Below are 20620 nucleotides of genomic sequence, written 5' to 3'. Positions count from 1 at the left end.
CATGTGCAGCTTTGCTCTGAAAGAAAAACAAGGGATAAGGGCTCTTCTCCTTATCCCCGCGATTCTTATTCAGCTTTGAAATTTTTCAGCTCTTTCTCTGTTCCCGGCACTTCTAATCCGTCGATGATTTTTTTCTTCCACTCATCAACTGCTTTGATTACATCATCCGATAGGTTTTGTTTAGAGGAAGAAATGCCGACTCCGTCTTGATCAAGTCCGTATGTAAGCGTTTCTCCGCCGGGGAATTTGCCTTCGCTTGCTTTCTTCGTTAAATCTTCAACTGCTGTATCAACCTTTTTGACCATGGAAGTAAGGGTGACGTTATCGTCTGTTCCTTCTACTTGGCCTTCTGCGTATTGATCTTTATCGACTCCGATCACCCAAACATCACGCTTCGGGTCTTCTTTTTTCAGGTTCTTGGCTTCTGTAAAGACACCTGTGCCGGTGGCGCCTGCGGAGTGGTAAATTACATCAACGCCTGATTTATACATGCTCTCGGCAGTTGCTTTTCCAACGTCCGCTTTATCGAATCCGCCCGCATACTTCACCTGGACAGTTGCGTCAGGTTTTACGGCCTGAACCCCTGCACGGAAACCGACTTCGAATTTTTTGATTAACTCGGATTCCATGCCGCCCACAAATCCGATTTTTCCTGATTTGCTTGTTAAGGCTGCGGCCACTCCGACAAGAAATGAGCCTTCCTGCTCTTTAAACGTAATGCTTGCGACGTTGTCTTTATCGACGACTGCGTCAATAATCGCAAAGTTTGTATTTTTGCGCTGATCGGCGATTTCACTGATTGAATCTTCCATCAAATAACCAACGCCATAGATCAAGTTGAAATTCTCACGTGCTAATTTATTTAAGTTTGTTGTATAATCTGCATCTGATTTAGATTGCAGGTAGTCGTATCCGTTTTTTCCTTTTTCCAGACCATTATCTTTACCGAAGGCTTGGATGCCTTCCCATGCTGATTGGTTAAAGGATTTGTCATCCACCCCGCCAATGTCGGTGACCATCGCCACACTGAATTTGTTTTTGCCCTCACTGTTTCCGCTGCTTTTTTCGCTGTTTCCGCATGCTCCTAAAATGGTGCCCGCTGCGATTACAAGTGACATCGCCAATCCGATTTTGCGTTTATTCAAGATATAACCCCCCAGTAAAATTTGGCCTGAGCTGATCCGGTCAGTCATGAGATGGGATGCCTCACTCAATTATTAGAATCGATGAAATTTTCAGATAATAACAATTAGAATGAGCTGAGACAGTTCTGATCTTCCCTTAATAAGTGTGGTGTGAGTGTTTCCTTCGAAAGGCGGGGAAGAGAAGGATGTTGAAGGTGTTCCGGGCGGAAAACCGTGACATCTCTTTCTGAAGTGTGACTTATGACTTAGTCTAGGGATCAACTAACCACTCATAATTTATCATTTTACTTACAAGAAATAAATAGAATTGCGCATTATTTTTTAAAAAATAAGTATTTTTAGAATTATATACTCAAATATGCAAAAAAGTCCTTTATTATTCTTGTATAGCTTATTGGCGAAAGGTTCAAGCACCTTGGCAAGAGATGTGACAGAAAAAAACGCACTGCTCGACATGAACAGTGCGTTTTTTTATAAATATTGCTTAATTCCGTTAAGGTTGCCTGTATTGACATTGTACTGAAACACCGGTCTTCCGATCGTTCCGTACGCCATTTCGACATTCAGAACCTGTATATCTTCAAGGAATTTTAAGTATTTTCGGATGGATACTTGAGATATTTCAGTATGATTTGCCAGGTCTTCTGTCGTAAAGGACTCGTTTTCAAAGGATTGAATGCTGGACCAAATCAGCTTCAGCGTGCTTTTTGTCAGCCCTTTTGGCAGGTGCACTTTTTCTGTCGCTTCCTTCTTATGAAACAGTTCCGCGTCCAATTCTTTTTGGCTCATGTTTCGATGGGTGGAATACACTTTTTGTTTTCGTCTGTAATCAGAAAGGGCAGTCTGAAAACGTTCAAATTCAAACGGTTTGATTAAGTAATCCACAGCTCCGTAACGAAGTGTTTTTTTGATGACGTCCAGCTCGCTTGCCGCAGAGATGACAATCACGTCAACCGCTTCATTTTGGGCTCTCAATTCCGTCAGCAGCTCAAGCCCGTTTTTGCCCGGCATATAAATATCAAGCAAAATGAGATCGATGTGATGCTCTCCTAAAATATGCAGAGCGCTTTGAAAGGAAGAGGCGATTCCTTTCAGCTGAAAGCCTTCTATTTGGCTTAAATATCGTTTATTTAATTCACCCACCATGGGGTCATCTTCAACTATTAGTACATTAATCATGGTTTTCCTCCTTCGGTTCGTACGGGATGCGAAGACTGAATGTGGTTCCTTCATTTTTTTCGCTGGTGATAATCATTTGGCCCTTTAAATTCTCCATGCTCTGCTGGGTGAAATAAAGGCCGAATCCCCGGTTTTTGCCCTTTGTTGAATAGCCTTGTTCGAATACCTTGGCTTGGTCTTCTTCGGACATGCCGGCTCCTGTATCGGTAATTTCGATGTCCAATATCTTGTCATGAAAACGCATGGACATCGTGATTTGTTTTTTCGGCATATTGGCAACAGCGTCCAAGGCGTTGTTGATGAGATTTCCGATAATCGTAATCAGTTCATGAATGACTGAAGGATCTGCTGCGTTTGGAATAACCCCGCTGCATTCAATATCGAGATTTGCGCCCTGCTCTCGTATGTAGCTCTGTTTTCCCAACAGAAATCCGGCCAGCACGGAGCTTTTGACATCATTTATGATTTCACTCGTTTCTGATTTTTGCTGAATGGCAATATCTTTAATATAATCTCCAAGATCATCATACTCTTTCAGCTGGACGAGACCTAGTATCACATGCAGTTTGTTCATAAATTCATGAGACTGTGCTCTCAGTGCGTTTGCATACATTTTAACACCGGAAAGCTGTTCAGCTAAATGTTTTACCTCGGTTTTGTCCCGGAATGTCGCAATCGCTCCGACGGTTTGTCCTTTCAGCTGGATGGGCACTTCATTAAACACAAGCTCTAATCCGTTAATGCGCACATCTCTGTCTTGAAGAGGCTTTCGGGTCTCAATGACATTTTTCAGACGGCTCTTCGGCAGGATGTCATTGACATCCTGATCGACGGGATTTGTTTCTATGCCCATTTTAATGAAAAGGCGCTTTGCTTCCGCATTGGCAAGCTTGATTTTACCGTGTTCATCGACAGCGAGTATGCCTTCTTTCGTTGATTCAAGCATGGCGCTCCGTTCTTGAAGAAGTGTCGCGATTTCATATGGTTCAAGTCCGTACATGATATTTTTCACCGTACGTGCAACGATAACAGCTCCGATGACGCCGACGAATATACTAACGCAAATAATAAAATAGAGCGGCCGTAAGCTGTGGCTGATGACTTCGTCAATTTCATTCACTGTGATGCCGACTGCAACGGCTCCGACTTGTTTTCCATTCTTGGCGTAGACTGGCACGAACGCTCTCTGGGATTTCCCAAGCGTGCCTGAGGCGGTGCTGATATGGACATGTCCTTTTAATACTTCGGCTTCATCTCCGCCCCTGAATTTTTTTCCGATTTTGCTGTGGTCCGGATGGGTTCTGCGAATGCCGTTCATATCCATGACAACGACAAATTCTGTGCCGGTAATTTTCTGGACGTCCAGTGTGTAGCTGAGCAGTTCCTTCTGGTTTTTTCCGCTCTCCAAAGCGGAGGCAGTAATCGGTGCGTCGGCAACCATTTCAGCCGTTTGCAGCGCTGTGTCTCTTTCCTGATCACGTATCCTTTTAGAGGTTTGGGCACCGACGGTAAAAAAGGTGATGAGCAGTGCGATTAACACGACGATACAGACAAATATGGTGAGTCTGGTTTGCAGTTTTAATGTTTTTTTCATATAAAACTTCCTTACGTTTTATGATTCCTGCGTACTACTTTACTCTCAAAATCCCGCTTTGTGAAGATTTGGGACCGTAATTCGTAAAAAGGAGAAAAAATGGAATAATTTATCTTGTCAATGTGTTTTAAGTCCTCCATAATAAATGAGGTAGATTACAGAAAGGGACTTTTTTATATGAAAAATACTTATTTGACAGGATACTTTCCGCTGATTGCGATCCTGCTTTTTAGTTCGTCTTTATCCATTTCAACTTCACTCTATGCATTGAAGATGCTGTCTTCATTTGGAATGTACGATGGGATGCTTGATTACTTCTCAGAGAAAGGAATCAGACTTGCGTTATTTGCGGCCTTTGCACTTTTATATTTTATGGTTCTGTCCGCTCTGAAATTAATTGCAAATACCGTGACTGAGCTGTCACTGCTGTTTTTCACAAATGATCCGGAAGGAAACAACCTGAAAACAGTCAGAATGGGCTCTATCATATATTTAGGCGGCGGGATCTTATCCTTTGTGCTATTGCAAAATATCATCTGGATTGTGATCTGGTTTGCAGTTGTTACACTTGCTTACTTTGTGTTCGTTGTTTACCGGATTTATTCAACACTTTCTATCATGTCATTGGTCGGATTCATTCTGTTGGAACTGCTGTTTTGGTTTACATTTGTTATCGGTATTCTGTTCATATTTATCAAGCTTTATAATAGCATAATGGCTAGCTTACCTGTGTAAGCTAGCCATTTTTTCGTTTATGGTAAAAATCTATTTTTTATAGAGGGGGAGGGGAGCATACATTCATTTTTTTTGCCGAACCACTTATAGCGGTTTTTGGCAATAAAAGAATAGAGCATATCTCTGACAGGTTTCGGCACTGCAAAAAACAGGACGAAGAGCCGCCACGGGCCCCGCAGATGCCTGAAAACCTTTATGGCTGCAGTTGACTTAGTGTAAACCTGGCCGTCTTCAATAAAGACAAAGCTGTCAAAATGCTCAGTCGGAAGCCCGCTTTTTTTCAGCAGGCTCTGTCCTGTTTCCGATTGAAGCGATGCAAATGAAATCAAACCGTTTGGATCACGCTTTATGATAAATTGAACGGCACCGTTGCATAAGTTGCACACACCGTCAAACAGCAATACGCGATTTGGAATTTGTTTTGATGTCACTGCAGATCCCCTCCGATTCTTTAATAAGCTGCCTGCAGCGTTCCTTTCCAGATGGAAAGCTGAGGGCTGATACTGTGAAGGTATTCAACGCTGCTCGGTGTATCTTTTCCGACCCAGACACCCATTGTGTACGTATCTGTCAGGCCGACGAACCACATATCATGATAATCATTTGAGGTTCCCGTTTTACCGCCGATATAAGGCGCTTTGAAATATGCTTTTTTCCCTGTCCCGCTTTTGACAACGGAAGACATCAGTTTTTTCAGCTGCATGTTTGTGCGGACGCTGAATATCTGTGTCGCTTTGTCATTCCATTTATAAATCGTTTTTCCTTTTAAATCCGTCACTTTTGTAATCGCGTGGCTCGGCGAGTAGCTTCCGCTGTTGCCGAATGTTGTATACGCCTTTGTCATCTCAAGAGGCGTCATGCCGTGTGTAAATCCGCCAAGCGCCGCCGGCAGAAGATAGTCGCTGTTGACAAGCTTTGAAAAATGATACGGCTCAATATAGCTGAATGCTTTTTGGATGCCAACACGGTCCAGCATTCTGATGGCCGGTGTATTATACGAGTTTTTAAACGCTGTATCGAGCGTTACTGTGCCGTATGTGCGGTTATTGTAGTTTTGCGGACAGTAGTCTCTGCTGCAAAATTTGCCGGCATCAATTGTGCTGCTTGCCGTCGCACCTGTCTGTTCAATATAAGGTCCGTAATCCAGAAGCGGCTTAATGGATGACCCTGGCTGTCTGTATGCTTGGTAGGCACGGTTAAAATCATACTTGCGATAGTTTTTGCCGCCGGATAGAGCGACAACTTGATGCGTCTGGTGATTAATCACAGCCGCTCCGCCCTGTACGCCCGCATACGGAAGCTTCGAATTCATTTGTGCCACGACTTGATTTTGCATGTATGGATCAAGTGCGGTATAAATTTTTACGCCGTCTTTCAGAAGTGTGCTGACTCTGGCGGACAGCTCGTTTTCTATCTTATCTTTTTGTTTTCCTGACGCTTTTTGAAGACGCTTATCAAAGCCTTCGGATTCAGACACTAGTTGAGTGAATTCATCATTTACGTAGGAAACGTAGTCCGGATATTTGTCTTCTTTCTCTTCGACATCCAGTTTGATTTTTTGTTTTACGGCTTTTTTCAGCTCTTTGTCTGTAATGACTCCGGCATTTTTTAACCCTTTAAGCAAGCGTTCTTGACGGCTTTTCGTGTAGTCAAAATGCTTGAGAGGATCATATAATGTAGGGTTATTAGGTATAGCGCAAATAAAAGCCATTTCTCCCAGTGTGAGAGATTTCAGCGGTTTGCTGAAATAGAATTCAGCAGCTGATCCGACGCCATAAACGCCGTTATTAAAATAAATCGTATTTAGGTAGGCTTCAAGAATCTCATTTTTCGTATACTTTTTCTCAAGCTGATAGGAGTACGCGAGCTCAGTCAGTTTGCGACTGAAGGAGCGCTCATGGCTCAAATACAAGTTTCTTGTAAGCTGCTGTGTGATGGTGCTGGCCCCCTGGTCAATCTTTTTGTCCTTCACGTTGGAAGCGGCCGCCCGCACCATCCCCATAAAGTCAAAGCCTTTATGTTCGTAAAAATGGCGGTCCTCGGAAGTTAAAAATATCTGTTTGACTTCTTCGGGAATCTTCTTGAAGGGAACCAGCACACGGTTCTCATCATCGCTGACGATTTCCGAGACCAGAGACCCGTCCCTGTCGTACATGTAGCTGTTCTGAACAAGGCTGATCTCTTTCAAATCAATATTCTTATCAAGCACCTGATCCAGGGACTTCATTTGTTTTACTTCTTTTCCGGAAGCGATAACTGTAAATGCAAACAATGGGATTATGCAAAGGAGCAAAATCCATCCGATCATTTTTCGTAACATGGTCACTCTCTTTTCTCCTAAATTCTAGCCATATCGTACCATTCTTTTGAGTTTACGAGAAGGTTAAATTTAGAAGACTCCTCAATTTTTGCTGAGAATCAGCTTGCTTTGGCATACGATTCTTTTTGAAATTTCTTCATGATCCAAAGCAGGCAGGCACCTGCGAAAAAGAGAAATGCTGTGACATAAAAGGCTGCAGAGATATTGAAGTGACTCGAAATAATACCGCCGAGAAGAGGTCCGAGAACGTTTCCTAAAAAGCGAAAGCTGACATTGTAGCCGAGGACTTCTCCCTGGATGGAGCCGGGAGCCTGAACGCGGATCGCCGCCGTGATGCATGGCAGAAGGCCGCCCATCGCCATCCCGAATAAAAACCTGAAAACAAGCAGCACACTGAATGAAGAAGCGAGTGCCTGCGGAATAAAAAATAAAGAGGCGGCGATTAAAAGCCCGATTAAAATGCGGCGGTGGCCGTAGCGGTCTCCTAAATCTCCCCATTTTCTTGCCAGCAGCAAACTGCCGAGTCCGGTTGCCGAAAATGCCATGCCGGAGAAAAAGGCCAGATTGTCAGATCCGTGCAGCTCGTTTACATATAAAGCGAGCAACGGCTGGATACTGAAATTTCCTGTTTGAATCAGCATGGTTAACAGCATCATGACCCAAAGCGCGGGCTGGTGAAAAATATAGGAGAGCACTTCTTTTCTCGTATAAGACTGACGTTTATTTATCTTCTCTGTGAGCGGCTGTTCTTTGACCCCGAATAACACGAGAAGAACGGCTAAGAAAATCACAAAGGATGTGATAAAAAAGGTATACGTAAAACCGAAGTGGTCAGCAAGAACGCCTCCCAAAAGCGGGCCGAACAAGCTTCCGGACACTTGCCCCATTTGGAGCGTGCCAAGCGTTTTGCCGGCTGAGCTTTTAGGCGTCTGCGCGGAAATCATTGCAAGGGATGTCGGGATAAATCCGGTTACAAGCCCCATTGCCATACGCAGAAAAAACAATTGATAAACCGACGTGACAAAGCCCATTAATAAAATGCTGACGGCAATGCCGGTTCCGGTTGTCAAAAGGATTTTCTTGTAACCGCGTTTGTCTCCGAACCGCCCCCAGAATGGGGATACCAAAAAAGCCATTAAAAACGTAATGCCGAACACATAACCGCTCCACCTTTGCACAAAGCCGTTGGAAAAGGTGCTGAGCGTCTCAATATACAAGGAGAGAAAAGGGACGATCATCGTTGTGCTGGCTGATACAAAGAAATTCGCCAGCCACACAATGACAAAGTTTTTCTTGCGGATAGAAATAACATCACCTTCTTATTATTTCGGGTTCCTTACTAATTATAAAGAAACAGTGCACCATTTAAAAGAAACAATGCGGCTGGGAAAATTCATTATTTTTAGAAAATGAAGAAATGAAGAGAAGGAGAATTGATATACTATAAAGATAGCATTCTTCTGATCGGAGGAAAGGCAGGTGTGAAAATAGTGGAGGCAGGCAACTTACTCATTATTGATTTCGAATTTACGATGCCCGAAGGAAAATACAGTCCGCAAAATTTTTTTCCGGAAATCATTGAAGCAGGAATTGTAAAGTCGGTTAATGGTGAAGTAGTTGAGACGTTTTCGAGTTATATCAGGCCGAAAAAATTCCCCAAGCTGACGAAGCGCTGCAGATCATTTTTAAACATTACGCAAAACCAGGTAGATGAGGGGATGAGGTTCGAGGACTTTATCCGTAAATTAAATGAGCTTGATCCTGAAAAAAATTGCACGATCATCACGTGGGGAAACATGGATATGAAAGTGCTGAAGCAAAATTGTATGTTTAACCATATTCCTTTCCCTTTTAAAGGGGAGATGAGAGATTTATCGCTTGAATATAAAAACTTTTTTGGAGACCGGACACTGACCGGCTTGTGGAAGGCCGCGGAAGAGTATGGAGATAAAGGAACCGGCACCCATCATAAGGCGCTTGACGATGCTCTTACAGCCTATAAGCTTTTTAAGCTTGTCGAGCAGGATAAGCAGTATCTTGAAAAACCTAAACCGCCGACAATCGGCGAGAGGATTGATTTATCTGAACTGTTCCGGCGCGCCACATAAAAAACCCAATCTTTCGTCAGACTGGGTTATGGCCGGGTAAAGTATTCTTTTTCTAAAACGTCCAGATTGTTCAGTGAGCGCTTTGCCCATTCTGAATCATCTCTGGTCAGTTTGGCTCTCAGCTGTGCAACCGCTTCCCGCAAAGACTCGTTATAATCCGGCACTTCACTGTCATAGGGCTTCACCATATGATGAGGGATATTGGTCTGTTCGCCGAAAGCGAGCGCTCTTCTCTCATGGAAAAACGGCACATCTGCCTGTTTTGGATTGTGAAGGTCTCCTTGAGCGGGATGGGTAAGAACCGCCTTGATTTTGACTAAATAATGCTGCGGTCTGCAATCTGTTATTTCTCCTATGTATACACCTGTTTTGTAAAATCCTTTTACGATAGAGCCTTTCTCAAATGTACTCATCTGTTATCACCTCGCATTCATTCTATAAAAGTTCCAATTGATTTGCTAGTGAGGAAGGTCCGCGGGGAGCTTGATCGTCACAATGGTTCCTCTTTGAAAGCTGCTGCTGAACGAAATGGTTCCGTGATGATGTTCAATGATGGAAAACGTCACAGTCAGTCCAAGTCCTGTTCCGTTCGTTTTTAAAGAATAATAAGGTTCACCCAGCTTCTGCATTTGGTGATCCGTCATGCCGACACCGTTATCTGAGATTTTGATTACGATCATATGGCCGCTTCTTTTGGCTGAAACTTGGATGACCCCTTTACCCGGGGGGACGGCTTCAATGCTGTTTTTCATGAGGTTGATCACAGCCTGCTTCAGCTTTGTTGCATCCCCGTATACCAAAAGGTCCGGCTCGGCGTCCGCCTCAACTGTCACAGATTTGTAATTGGCATACGAAATCATGAGGGAGCTCGTCTCTCTGATAAGAGAAGATAAATCAAAAATCTCTTTTTCATATAATTGCTGTTTGGCGATATCAAGATAATTTGTAATAATGCCCTGAGCCCGGTCAAGCTCTGACAGCACAAGTTTTTTATAATCCGCACTGGATTTGTTTTGAAAGGATTCATCATTAAAAAGCAGCTGGACAAATCCCTGGACAACTGTCAGCGGATTTCTAACTTCATGAGCCACACTTGCCGCAAGTTCACTCACAATCTCCATTTTTTCCGAATGAATAAGCTGGGAACGCAGGGCGATATTTTCTGCGATGCTTTCTATAATATAAATGCTTAAAAGAAGAACGATGCAGCGGAACAAACCCGATACAGCTGCCTCATAATATAAGGATTCTGAATTTTGAAAATTTAAAATATTCACGGCGGAAAAAACCAAGATGGAGGCGAAAAATAAGAAGATCTCCAAGCAACCGATGAATAAAGACAGCAGCAGTTTTCTCGCTTTGGACATGAATGGCCACTTTTTTTGAAGCAAAATTGGGATGATGATATGAAAAGGCAGCAAAGTGAAAACATAAATGGCGGAAGGCTCAAAAAACAGCAGTTCAAAACATAAGACGGATGCAGCGACTGTTAGCCCGGAAGCAGTGTTTATGTAAAATAAACAAATGATGACAGGAATGATTTGAAGACCGTATTGGATGTAGTCCATTTCCTGTATAGGGAAGATAATGCATAAAACGGAGGCGCCGCATGCAAATAACGTGACCAATCCGTTGTTGATTTTTGGTACAAGGATTGACGGTTTTCCAAGCCAAAACACTTGGTAAAGAAGAATGGGAAACAAAATAAAGCAAATATGCAGGAGATAGTCTTTTAGAATTTCCATTCGAGTGAAATCCTTTCGTATAAAATATGAATCTATTATAACACTTATCATAAGAAGTAATATACAAAATTTCTTTATAAAGAACGCCTTTACGATTGATGCGTAAAGGCGTTTGTGACGAATCTTTACTCTAACGCTGTTTTTATCCGGCGCAGTCCGTCCTGCAAGGTTGCCAGAGGGCATCCTGCATTCAAACGCATAAATCCTTCTCCGCCAGGGCCGTACTTCGTGCCGGGCTCCAAAATAATTTTCCCTTTGTGCAGCATCTTTTGCTGCAGCTCTGCATCAGACAGGCCGTATGCGCGGAAATCGAGCCAGATCAGGTAAGACGCATCAGGCTTCATCATCTTGACATTCGGGAGCTCGCTGATCAAAAAGGCTGCCGCCTCATCCATATTTTTCTCAAGATATGAAATCAGTTCGTCAAGCCACGGCCCGCCTTTTGTGTAAGCGGCTTCGATTGCGCTCACGGCAAACGCGTTTAATCCGCCTAAACCGTTTCGCTGCAGGCTTGCTGAAAATTTAGCGCGCTTCAGCCGGTCTGGAATAATGATTGCTGACGCCTGCAAACCCGCGATGTTAAACGTTTTGCTCGGTGCTGCGCAAGTCACAGAAATCTCAGCGAAATCATCAGAAAGAGAGGCAAACGGTGTATGGGTATTTCCGTAGAGCATCAAATCGGAATGAATTTCATCTGAAACGACTGTAACGCCGTGTTCAAGGCATAATTCGCCGAGCTTCAGCAAATCGTCCCGGCCCCAGGCACGCCCTGAAGGGTTATGCGGATTGCATAAAATAAACATTTTGACGCTCGGATCACTGATTTTTGTCTCCAAATCTTCAAAATCCATTACATATGTTCCGTCTTTTTCTTTAAGCGGATTATGTAAAATACGCCGGCCGTTTTTCTCAATCATATGGTAAAAAGGGGTGTAGACAGGGGATTGGACAATCACTTGATCCTTTGGTTCTGTAAAAGCCTGAACCGCCATGCCCAAAGCTGTGACAACACCGGGACTGAATGTAATGCTTTCCGGGTTCACCTTCCAGCTGTGCCGGTTATGCATCCATGCACACACTGCATCTTTTGTTTTTTGATCTGGAGCTGTATATCCGAAAATTCCTTGTTCCAGGCGCTGTTTTAATGCTTCTGTTATGGCTTCCGGCGCACGAAAATCCATATCCGCCACCCACATCGGGAGCGCGTCTGTCACGCCGAACAATTCGCCTGTCTTGTCCCATTTGACGGATTGGGTGCCGAGGCGCTGTTCTTGTTTATCAAAGTTCATTCTGTTCCACCTCTTATGTATGTTTATTTTTCTTAGCGTAACTATGATAAAATAGATCTGCAAATTTTATTATAAGCGGTGATGAAAATGGAAGAAAGTCAAGCGGTCAGGGAAATGATCAATGTCATTGCCAAATGGGACCCGTTTAAATATGGTGAAGATTTTTATGAAACGGAGGCTGTTGATGTCGTACAGGCCGTCTATGATGAAGACGATCCTGAAGTGTTAGCGAAAAGCATACAGCATATTTTCGAAGCTTCTTTTGAACAAACACTTCCGATCGACAGCTGCCGGAATGTGGCTGGCCAGCTGCTGTTCATTAAAGACAGCAGCTCTTGCACGCCTTGAAAAAACCGGGATACAAACCGGTTTTTTTATTCTGTGATAAACTCTGCAATTCGTTCGGAAACGAATTCAGGGCGTTCCTCCGGCACCAAATGCCCTGTTTCCCGCAATGAATACAGTTTGGAATCCGGCAGGTCACGGTGCAGGCGTTCGCCGATTTTCAACGGAACCACCTTGTCCTCCTCGCCCCAAATCAATAAAGCGGGTTTGCTGATCTTTTTCAATTCCTCAGACTGTAAATCTCCTTCTCTGTGCCGGATGAACCTCGTCATTGCTTTGAAAATCTGTTCATCTTGAAAAGGCTTGCCGTAGCCGTCAATCATCACCTCGTCAATCAGCGATTTGTTGTGGACGACATTTAATAAGTTTTTCATCACGCCTTCTTTGGAAAGCCAGCGTTTTATATAAAGATGAAAATATGGGAGGTGAGTCCCGAAGATAATCGTCGGGTGCGAGCGTTTTAAATAACCTGAACTGCAAAGCAGCACAATCTTTGAGAAGAGCTCAGGCTTTAATAGAGCAGCCGACAGCGATATCTGTCCTCCCATCGAATGCCCGACAAGCGCTGCCTGTTTGACTTGCAAGTGCTCTAGGAGTCCGATGATAAGCATGGCGAGGTTTTGATAGGTATATATAAATGTCCTTGATTTTTCTGATTGGCCGAAAGGAGGCAAATCGAGCGCGATGATGTCATACTGGTCCCGAAGCAAGGGGATTAATTTTCTGAAGCTGAAAGCAGAAGATAAAAAACCGTGTACGCAGACAATTGTTTGTTTGCCCGGATTTTGATAGTGCTCATAATATACATGTACTCCTCCGACTTTAACACGCCTTATTGGTGTAACCGCCTCCATTTTGCCGTCACTCCCTTCATAGGATGTCCTGTATTATGCCCTGAAATTGTCAGTTCTAGCGGAAGTTTCTCCTCGTTTTTTCTTAGCATTCGTCAAAAAACGTGATATAATGTCATGAGATTTCTTGACATTGCAAAGGTGTGAATTGAATGAAATTGACCGAGAAAGAAACAGAAATATTAGAAATTTTAGACGAAAACAGCCGCGCCGACCTAGAAACAATCGCAAAGATGGCCGGTATCCCTGTAAATGAAGTAAAAGCGATCATTGACAAATTGGAAAAAGAAAAGGTTATCATCGATTATTCCGCTATGATCGACTGGCGGAAGGTGGACGGCCATGAAGGTGTGACAGCCATGATTGATGTTAAAGTCACTCCGAAGCGCGGAGTCGGTTTTGACGAAGTGGCGGAGCGGATTTACCGATTCCAGGAGGTAGAATCAGTCTACCTGATGTCGGGCGTATACGACCTGTCTGTCGTGATCCGCGGCAATTCAATGTCTGATGTTGCGCGTTTCGTATCTGATAAACTGTCAACTCTTGATTCAGTTGTGTCTACGACAACACATTTTATCCTGAAAAAATACAAGCATGACGGCAAAGTATTTGAAACGGGAGACGACGACAAAAGAATCGTGGTGTCACCGTAAATGACTTCTTATTTATCCGATTATGTACAACAAATAAAACCATCCGGCATCCGCAGATTCTTTGATTTGGCGGCAACGATGGAAGGTGTTATTTCTTTAGGGGTCGGAGAACCTGACTTTGTAACGGCTTGGAATGTCCGTGAAGCAAGCATTCTTTCCCTTGAACAAGGGTATACGTCATATACCGCTAATGCAGGTTTATACTCATTGCGGGAGGAAATCAGCCGTTATGTCAGCAGCCGGTTTGGTCTTGCATACTCTCCTGACGATGAACTGATTGTGACGGTAGGGGCGAGTCAGGCTTTGGATATTGCGATCCGCGCCATTGTAAATCCCGGTGAGGAAGTGATTATTCCTGAGCCGTGTTTTGTGGCGTATGAATCGCTTGTGTCTTTGACAGGCGGCGTCCCTGTTCATGTCCATACGACGGCTGATAAAGGTTTTAAAGCAACGGCTGAGGATTTTGAAGCGGCAGTGACCGAAAAAACAAAGGCCATTCTCATTTGTTCGCCTTCGAATCCGACCGGCTCGGTTTACTCAAAGAAAGAGTTACATGAAATTGCCGAGTTTGCCAAAACACATGATTTGATTGTACTGAGCGACGAGATTTACGCGGAACTGACATACGATGAGGAATTTACAAGCATAGCAGCATTCCCGGGCATGAAAGAGCGGACGGTTGTCATTTCGGGATTTTCAAAGGCGTTTGCCATGACAGGCTGGAGACTCGGTTTTGCCGCGGCGCCTTCAGAAATTCGCAACGCGATGCTTAAAATCCACCAGTATGCGATGATGTGCGCGCCTGCGATGGCGCAATACGCAGCGCTTGAAGGATTAAAAAACGGAATAGAAGACGTAGAAAAGATGAAAAAGAGCTACCGAAGAAGACGTAATTTGTTTGTCGAAACGCTAAATGAAATCGGTCTCAGCTGCCACCATCCGAGCGGTGCTTTCTATGCTTTCCCATCCATCAAAAGCACTGGGATGAGCTCAGAACAGTTTGCCGAGGAGCTCCTGATGCAGGAAAAAGTAGCCGTTGTTCCCGGTAATGTGTTTGGGCCGAGCGGAGAAGGATATATCCGCTGTTCATATGCGACATCAATTGAACAGCTGCAAGAAGCATTGGTCAGAATGAAACGCTTCTTACACAAAACAACATAAAAAAAGATACGAACCTTTTGTTCGCATCCAATAAAAGGGGGAATACTAGAAAGCCTTTGGTATTTGCAGTATATCCTCTTTTTGATATGCTTAAACCTGATATCATATAAAAAAAGTTTCCTTTGCGGAAATGAAACATGTATGATATAATTTTAAATTGCGTATAAACAGATATTTAATTTAACTTAGGAGTTGTTATGAATGGCAGCAAAATTTGAAGTGGGCAGTGTTTACACTGGTAAAGTTACAGGATTACAAGCGTATGGTGCGTTTGTTGCATTAGATGAAGAAACTCAAGGTTTAGTACACATTTCTGAAGTGACTCACGGTTTCGTAAAAGACATCAACGAGCACCTTTCAGTTGGCGACGAAGTACAAGTAAAAGTACTAGCTGTTGACGAAGAAAAAGGAAAAATCAGCCTTTCTATTCGTGCGACACAAGCTGCGCCTGAGAAAAAAGAAAGCAAACCAAGAAAACATAAAGCTGCACAAGTAAGCGAAGAAGCTTCTGCACCACAAGGCTTCAACACATTAAAAGATAAGCTTGAAGAGTGGATCGAAATGTCCAACCGCAAAGACCTTATCAAAAAATAAGCATGAAAAAGCACCGGACAGGAATGTTCGGTGCTTTTTTTATCCTATCGCATTTCAGGATTTGCTGCCTCTTCACGTGATCTTTCCTCGTTTGGTTTAAACAGCAGACCGAGGTTGATTAAGCCGGCGATTCCGACAAGACCGTAAATAATACGGGAAAGAGCTGACCCTTGGCCGCCGAAGATGGCCGCTACTAAATCAAATTGGAAAAATCCGATCAGTCCCCAGTTAATAGCGCCAATGATCGTTAATACAAGGCAAATTCTCTGAATTGTACTCATGTTTTGCAACCTCCTCCATGAATTATTAAAACAGTTATAGATTGTGACAAATTGGAGAATCTATACATGCATTCTCCATATTGAGAGTAGCCGGACGAAACGGCCCAAACTCACGCTTGTATCTGTTCCTTTCCCAGCATCTTGCAAATGAAAACTGCCCGATACGCTGAAAACGGAAAGAGCTGATTGCTTTACATGGAGCGCAGGCATTCTGCATAATGAAAATCTAAGGAGGAGATGTCATGCAAAACTTTACATATTGGAATCCGACGAAATTAATTTTCGGCCGCGGAGAAGTTGAAAAACTCCCGGAGGAATTGAAACCTTACGGAAAAAATGTATTGTTAGTCTACGGAGGCGGAAGCATTAAACGCAGCGGCCTTTATGATCAAGTGATGGAACAGCTGAATAAAGCCGGTGTCACGGTGCATGAATTAGCAGGCGTAGAGCCGAACCCGCGTGTGTCGACTGTTAATAAAGGTGTTGCGACCTGCAAAGAAAACAACATTGATTTCTTATTGGCTGTCGGCGGCGGAAGTGTCATCGACTGTACAAAGGCGATTGCTGCGGGGGCAAAATATGATGGTGATGCGTGGGATATCGTAACGAAAAAACACCAGCCGAAGGAAGCTTTGCCGTTCGGAACTGTATTGACTCTCGCCGCAACTGGTTCTGAAATGAACGCAGGTTCAGTTATTACCAACTGGGAAACAAAAGAGAAATATGGCTGGGGCAGCCCGCTCGTGTTCCCTAAATTCTCTATTTTGGACCCAGTGAACACATTTACTGTTCCTAAAAACCACACGATCTACGGAATGGTTGATATGATGAGCCACGTGTTTGAACAATACTTCCACCATGTATCAAACACACCTTACCAGGATCGCATGTGCGAATCTCTTTTACGCACAGTCATCGAAACAGCGCCTAAGCTGATCAATGATCTTGAAAATTACGAGCTGCGTGAAACGATCCTTTACACAGGGACAATCGCTTTAAACGGTATGCTGTCAATGGGTGCAAGAGGGGATTGGGCAACTCATAATATCGAACATGCCGTTTCAGCCGTTTACGATATTCCGCATGCCGGCGGACTTGCGATTCTCTTCCCGAACTGGATGAGACATACATTATCAGAAAACCCGGCCCGCATGAAGCAGCTTGCGGTGCGTGTGTTTGATGTAGAAGAAGCTGGAAAATCAGATGAGGAAATCGCGCTGGAAGGCATCGACAAGCTGTCTGCTTTCTGGACAAGCCTAGGCGCTCCAAACCGTCTGGCTGACTACGATATAAATGACGAACAGCTCGGCACAATTGCCGACAAGGCAATGGCCAACGGTACGTTCGGCCAGTTTAAATCACTTAACAAAGAAGATGTACTCGCTATTTTAAAAGCATCTCTATAACAAAAGGGGGAAATAGCCGATCCGGCTGCTTCCCTTTTTCTTTGGACTTATGTTACAATTGTTAATCTGTTTTTTGATACAGCAGTATTTGGAGGTTTTACAATGGAAAATTTCACTTATTATAACCCGACGAAGCTGATTTTCGGAAAAGGCCAGCTTGAACAATTAAGAAAAGAAGTAAAGCAATACGGTAAAAATGTTCTGCTTGTCTACGGAGGCGGAAGCATTAAACGTAATGGCCTTTATGGCCAGGTAACAGGCATATTAAAAGAAGAAGGCGCCGCTGTCTATGAACTGCCGGGGGTAGAGCCGAACCCGCGTCTTGCAACTGTGGAAAAAGGCATTGACCTATGCAGACAGCATAATATTGATTTTCTGCTTGCTGTGGGCGGCGGAAGTGTAATTGACTGCACAAAAGCGATCGCTGCGGGAGTAAAATACGACGGAGACGCTTGGGACATTTTCAGCAAGAAAGTAACAGCCGAAGATGCACTGCCGTTCGGTACCGTTCTAACCCTTGCTGCTACAGGTTCTGAAATGAACCCTGACTCTGTGATTACAAACTGGGAAACAAACGAGAAATTTGTATGGGGAAGCAATGTAACTCATCCGCGGTTCTCGATTTTAGACCCTGAGAATACGTTTACAGTGCCTGAAAATCAAACGGTTTACGGTATGGTTGACATGATGAGCCACGTGTTTGAACAATACTTCCATAATGTCGAAAACACACCGCTGCAAGACAGAATGTGCTTTGCCGTTCTGCAGACGGTAATCGAAACAGCTCCAAAACTATTGGAGGATCTGGAAAATTACAAACATCGTGAAACAATTTTATATGCTGGCACAATCGCTCTGAATGGCACGCTTCAAATGGGCTACTTCGGCGACTGGGCTTCTCACACTATGGAGCATGCCGTATCAGCTGTTTACGATATTCCGCATGCCGGCGGACTCGCGATTCTGTTCCCGAACTGGATGAGATACACGCTTGATACAAATGTCGGCCGCTTTAAAAACCTTATGCTCAATATGTTTGACATTGATACAGAAGGCAAAACGGATAAAGAAATCGTGCTTGAAGGAATCGACAAGCTGTCTGCCTTCTGGACAAGTCTGGGTGCGCCTTCCCGTTTATCCGACTATGATATCGGAGAGGAAAAACTGGAACTGATTGCTGATATCGCAGCCAAAGAAATGGAGCATGGCGGCTTCGGCAACTTCCAAAAACTGAACAAAGATGACGTGCTTGCCATCCTTCGCGCGTCACTCTGATTTTTAAGGACGGAATGCAGTCATTCCGTCCTTTCTTCTTGACTTGATTTCACAGATAAGTTCATATAAAGTGAAAGATGAAAACATTATACCGTTATGGAGGGACAAGCAATGACGCATGTACGCTTTGACTACTCAAAAGCGTTGACTTTCTTCAACGAACATGAACTTACATATTTGCGCGACTTTGTAAAAACAGCACACCATAATATTCATGAAAAAACAGGCGCGGGCAGCGATTTTCTAGGCTGGGTGGACCTCCCTGAACATTATGATAAAGAAGAATTTGCGCGCATTAAAAAAAGCGCGGAAAAAATCAAATCTGACTCTGATGTATTGCTTGTTGTCGGTATCGGCGGTTCTTACCTCGGCGCGCGGGCAGCGATTGAAGCGCTTAATCACGCGTTTTACAATACACTGCCGAAAGCAAAACGAGGCAATCCGCAAGTCATTTTCATCGGAAACAATATCAGTTCATCTTATATGAGAGATGTCATGGATCTTCTCGAAGATGTTGACTTCTCCATTAACGTCATCTCTAAATCAGGTACAACAACTGAACCTGCAATCGCTTTCCGTATTTTCCGCAAGCTTCTTGAAGAGAAATACGGCAAAGAAGAAGCGAAAGCGCGGATTTACGCGACAACTGATAAAGAGCGCGGCGCGTTAAAAACACTTTCTAACGAAGAAGGCTTCGAATCATTTGTCATTCCTGATGATGTCGGCGGCCGTTATTCTGTCTTAACAGCTGTTGGTCTCCTGCCGATTGCTGTCAGCGGCGTCAACATTGACGACATGATGAAAGGCGCATTTGATGCGAGCAAGGATTTTGCCACATCAGAATTGGAAGATAACCCTGCATACCAGTATGCGGTCGTTCGCAATGTGCTTTACAATAAAGGCAAAACGATTGAAATGCTTATCAACTATGAGCCGGCGCTTCAATATTTTGCGGAGTGGTGGAAGCAGCTGTTCGGCGAAAGTGAAGGCAAAGACGAGAAGGGCATTTATCCTTCTTCTGCCAACTATTCAACAGACCTTCACTCATTAGGACAGTACGTACAGGAAGGCCGCAGAGATTTGTTCGAAACGGTGCTGAATGTCGAAAAACCTAAACACGAGCTAACAATCGAAGAAGCGGATAACGATCTTGACGGCTTAAACTATTTAGCCGGAAAAACTGTAGACTTCGTTAACAAAAAAGCATTCCAAGGTACAATGCTGGCTCATACAGACGGAAATGTTCCGAACTTAATCGTCAACATTCCTGAGCTGAATGCATATACTTTTGGATACCTTGTTTATTTCTTCGAAAAAGCCTGTGCGATGAGCGGTTATCTCCTCGGAGTCAATCCGTTTGACCAGCCTGGAGTAGAAGCATATAAAGTCAATATGTTTGCATTGCTTGGCAAACCTGGCTTTGAAGAGAAAAAAGCTGAGCTTGAAAAACGTCTCGAAGATTAATGTAAGAAAGCTGACTGGCATTTGCCGGTCGGCTTTTTATCAAATCAGAAAGGTGCTGATGTTCATGAAACAAATGGTCAAACATCTCATCATTGCGGGTTTTTCTGCAGCTGTTTTAGTTATTCTCATATCCTTTGATGCCGTGAATACAGAGCTTTCTTCCAACCTTGGCGGCACACTCTCACACTTTTTTATCCACACCTTTCTTCTGATCGGGCTGCCGCTTGCCATTTTTACCGATGCGGTGCACCATTTTCTGAAATTGAAGCGATCTCACACCCTTTTAACAAAGGTAGGGCTCTATGCAGCTGTTGTATATGTTTCATGGGAATCTGCGGCGGGGATTGCTGCAGCGATGATTGTTTACTTCTTAATTGAATGCGCTTTCTTTTCGGTTGGCCGTGCAAAGGAAAAAACGGTTTCCATGTAATCAGCCTCTGAATGAAGTCTTGTTCTGCGGGACAGGATAAATGAA

The 20620-nt window shown here is 43.8% G+C and carries 22 protein-coding genes; 11 read left to right on the top strand and 11 right to left on the bottom strand.

All coding sequences use genetic code 11. The annotated features are described in order from the left end of the window. Nucleotides 1–65: 65 nt before the first annotated feature. The 3 genes from nupN to maeL all read right to left on the bottom strand — a co-directional run bounded on the left by nupN (nt 66) and on the right by maeL (nt 3918). Nucleotides 66–1145, bottom strand: coding sequence for a guanosine ABC transporter substrate-binding protein NupN (nupN, locus tag P3L57_RS15645; protein WP_044158926.1), 1080 nt, complete (start codon nt 1143–1145; stop codon nt 66–68). 471 nt (nt 1146–1616) lie between these two features. Beyond that, the gene (gene maeM, locus P3L57_RS15640) at nt 1617–2324 is read right to left on the bottom strand and encodes a two-component system response regulator MaeM (protein WP_024122665.1); all 708 of its coding nucleotides are present in this window, start codon (nt 2322–2324) and stop codon (nt 1617–1619) included. Beyond that, a complete protein-coding gene (gene maeL, locus P3L57_RS15635; RefSeq protein WP_059292650.1) occupies nt 2317–3918 on the bottom strand; it encodes a two-component system sensor histidine kinase MaeL in 1602 nt (533 codons plus the stop codon). The genes maeM and maeL overlap by 8 nt, the downstream gene beginning before the upstream one ends. A gap of 177 nt (nt 3919–4095) precedes the next feature. On the opposite strand from maeL, the gene P3L57_RS15630 reads away from it, so the two are divergent. Further along, the gene (locus P3L57_RS15630; protein WP_059292651.1) at nt 4096–4653 is read left to right on the top strand and encodes a YufK family protein; all 558 of its coding nucleotides are present in this window, start codon (nt 4096–4098) and stop codon (nt 4651–4653) included. Between the two features lie 17 nt (nt 4654–4670). Here the strand turns inward: P3L57_RS15630 and P3L57_RS15625 are convergent, their stop codons facing one another. The 3 genes from P3L57_RS15625 to P3L57_RS15615 form a co-directional block, all read right to left on the bottom strand. Next, nucleotides 4671–5084: a thiol-disulfide oxidoreductase DCC family protein gene (locus P3L57_RS15625; RefSeq protein ID WP_059292652.1), complete on the bottom strand. Its 414-nt coding sequence runs from the start codon at nt 5082–5084 to the stop codon at nt 4671–4673. A 20-nt stretch (nt 5085–5104) separates the two neighbouring features. Further along, on the bottom strand, nt 5105–6979 hold the full coding sequence (locus P3L57_RS15620; protein ID WP_083244502.1) for a transglycosylase domain-containing protein: 1875 nt from the start codon (nt 6977–6979) through the stop codon (nt 5105–5107). 92 nt (nt 6980–7071) lie between these two features. Further along, a complete protein-coding gene (locus P3L57_RS15615) occupies nt 7072–8280 on the bottom strand; it encodes a multidrug efflux MFS transporter (protein ID WP_348650179.1) in 1209 nt (402 codons plus the stop codon). Here P3L57_RS15615 and P3L57_RS15610 point away from each other — a divergent pair. Both P3L57_RS15610 and kapD read left to right on the top strand, forming a co-directional pair. Beyond that, the gene (locus tag P3L57_RS15610) at nt 8183–8386 is read left to right on the top strand and encodes a hypothetical protein (RefSeq protein WP_044160312.1); all 204 of its coding nucleotides are present in this window, start codon (nt 8183–8185) and stop codon (nt 8384–8386) included. The genes P3L57_RS15615 and P3L57_RS15610 overlap by 98 nt on opposite strands. A 77-nt stretch (nt 8387–8463) precedes the next feature. Next, nucleotides 8464–9081: a 3'-5' exonuclease KapD gene (gene kapD / locus P3L57_RS15605; protein ID WP_024122659.1), complete on the top strand. Its 618-nt coding sequence runs from the start codon at nt 8464–8466 to the stop codon at nt 9079–9081. Nucleotides 9082–9107: 26 nt separating this feature from the next. On the opposite strand, the gene kapB is transcribed toward kapD, so the two are convergent. From kapB to P3L57_RS15590, 3 genes are all read right to left on the bottom strand, one after another. Then, nucleotides 9108–9494 carry a kinase-associated lipoprotein KapB gene (kapB, locus tag P3L57_RS15600; RefSeq protein WP_059292653.1) on the bottom strand — a complete coding sequence of 129 codons (387 nt, stop codon included), beginning with the start codon at nt 9492–9494 and terminating at the stop codon, nt 9108–9110. A gap of 45 nt (nt 9495–9539) precedes the next feature. Further along, entirely contained in the window at nt 9540–10826 is a 1287-nt protein-coding gene (locus P3L57_RS15595; protein WP_277617449.1) for a sensor histidine kinase, read from the bottom strand. A gap of 125 nt (nt 10827–10951) precedes the next feature. Continuing rightward, nucleotides 10952–12115, bottom strand: coding sequence for a MalY/PatB family protein (locus P3L57_RS15590; RefSeq protein ID WP_059292655.1), 1164 nt, complete (start codon nt 12113–12115; stop codon nt 10952–10954). Between the two features lie 87 nt (nt 12116–12202). Here P3L57_RS15590 and P3L57_RS15585 point away from each other — a divergent pair, with 87 nt between their 5' ends. Then, on the top strand, nt 12203–12463 hold the full coding sequence (locus P3L57_RS15585) for a YugE family protein (protein ID WP_024122655.1): 261 nt from the start codon (nt 12203–12205) through the stop codon (nt 12461–12463). Between the two features lie 26 nt (nt 12464–12489). Here P3L57_RS15585 and P3L57_RS15580 read toward each other — a convergent pair whose 3' ends face one another. Continuing rightward, nucleotides 12490–13314, bottom strand: coding sequence for an alpha/beta fold hydrolase (locus tag P3L57_RS15580; RefSeq protein ID WP_044158917.1), 825 nt, complete (start codon nt 13312–13314; stop codon nt 12490–12492). 149 nt (nt 13315–13463) lie between these two features. Here P3L57_RS15580 and P3L57_RS15575 point away from each other — a divergent pair, with 149 nt between their 5' ends. The 3 genes from P3L57_RS15575 (at nt 13464) to yugI (ending at nt 15719) form a co-directional block, all read left to right on the top strand. Continuing rightward, the gene (locus tag P3L57_RS15575) at nt 13464–13964 is read left to right on the top strand and encodes an Lrp/AsnC family transcriptional regulator (protein ID WP_024122653.1); all 501 of its coding nucleotides are present in this window, start codon (nt 13464–13466) and stop codon (nt 13962–13964) included. Then, nucleotides 13965–15125 (top strand): aminotransferase, encoded by a 1161-nt coding sequence (locus P3L57_RS15570; protein ID WP_059292656.1) that lies wholly within the window; start codon nt 13965–13967, stop codon nt 15123–15125. A gap of 201 nt (nt 15126–15326) precedes the next feature. Then, nucleotides 15327–15719, top strand: a complete 393-nt coding sequence (gene yugI / locus P3L57_RS15565; RefSeq protein WP_044158915.1) for a S1 domain-containing post-transcriptional regulator GSP13 — start codon at nt 15327–15329, stop codon at nt 15717–15719. 44 nt (nt 15720–15763) lie between these two features. Here the strand turns inward: yugI and P3L57_RS15560 are convergent, their stop codons facing one another. Further along, on the bottom strand, nt 15764–16000 hold the full coding sequence (locus P3L57_RS15560; protein WP_003220771.1) for a DUF378 domain-containing protein: 237 nt from the start codon (nt 15998–16000) through the stop codon (nt 15764–15766). Between the two features lie 242 nt (nt 16001–16242). Here P3L57_RS15560 and P3L57_RS15555 point away from each other — a divergent pair, with 242 nt between their 5' ends. The 4 genes from P3L57_RS15555 (at nt 16243) to P3L57_RS15540 (ending at nt 20575) form a co-directional block, all read left to right on the top strand. Beyond that, on the top strand, nt 16243–17406 hold the full coding sequence (locus P3L57_RS15555; RefSeq protein ID WP_069486987.1) for an iron-containing alcohol dehydrogenase: 1164 nt from the start codon (nt 16243–16245) through the stop codon (nt 17404–17406). 102 nt (nt 17407–17508) lie between these two features. Continuing rightward, on the top strand, nt 17509–18681 hold the full coding sequence (locus P3L57_RS15550) for an iron-containing alcohol dehydrogenase (RefSeq protein ID WP_059292658.1): 1173 nt from the start codon (nt 17509–17511) through the stop codon (nt 18679–18681). A gap of 111 nt (nt 18682–18792) precedes the next feature. Next, nucleotides 18793–20145: a glucose-6-phosphate isomerase gene (locus P3L57_RS15545; protein WP_024122649.1), complete on the top strand. Its 1353-nt coding sequence runs from the start codon at nt 18793–18795 to the stop codon at nt 20143–20145. A gap of 58 nt (nt 20146–20203) precedes the next feature. Beyond that, a complete protein-coding gene (locus tag P3L57_RS15540; RefSeq protein WP_069487015.1) occupies nt 20204–20575 on the top strand; it encodes a hypothetical protein in 372 nt (123 codons plus the stop codon). The last annotated feature ends 45 nt before the right edge of the window (nt 20576–20620 follow it).

The organism is Bacillus sp. B28, from assembly GCF_029536185.1.
Classification (GTDB): domain Bacteria; phylum Bacillota; class Bacilli; order Bacillales; family Bacillaceae; genus Bacillus; species Bacillus halotolerans.
This window is presented reverse-complemented; position numbering and strand designations above follow the sequence as displayed.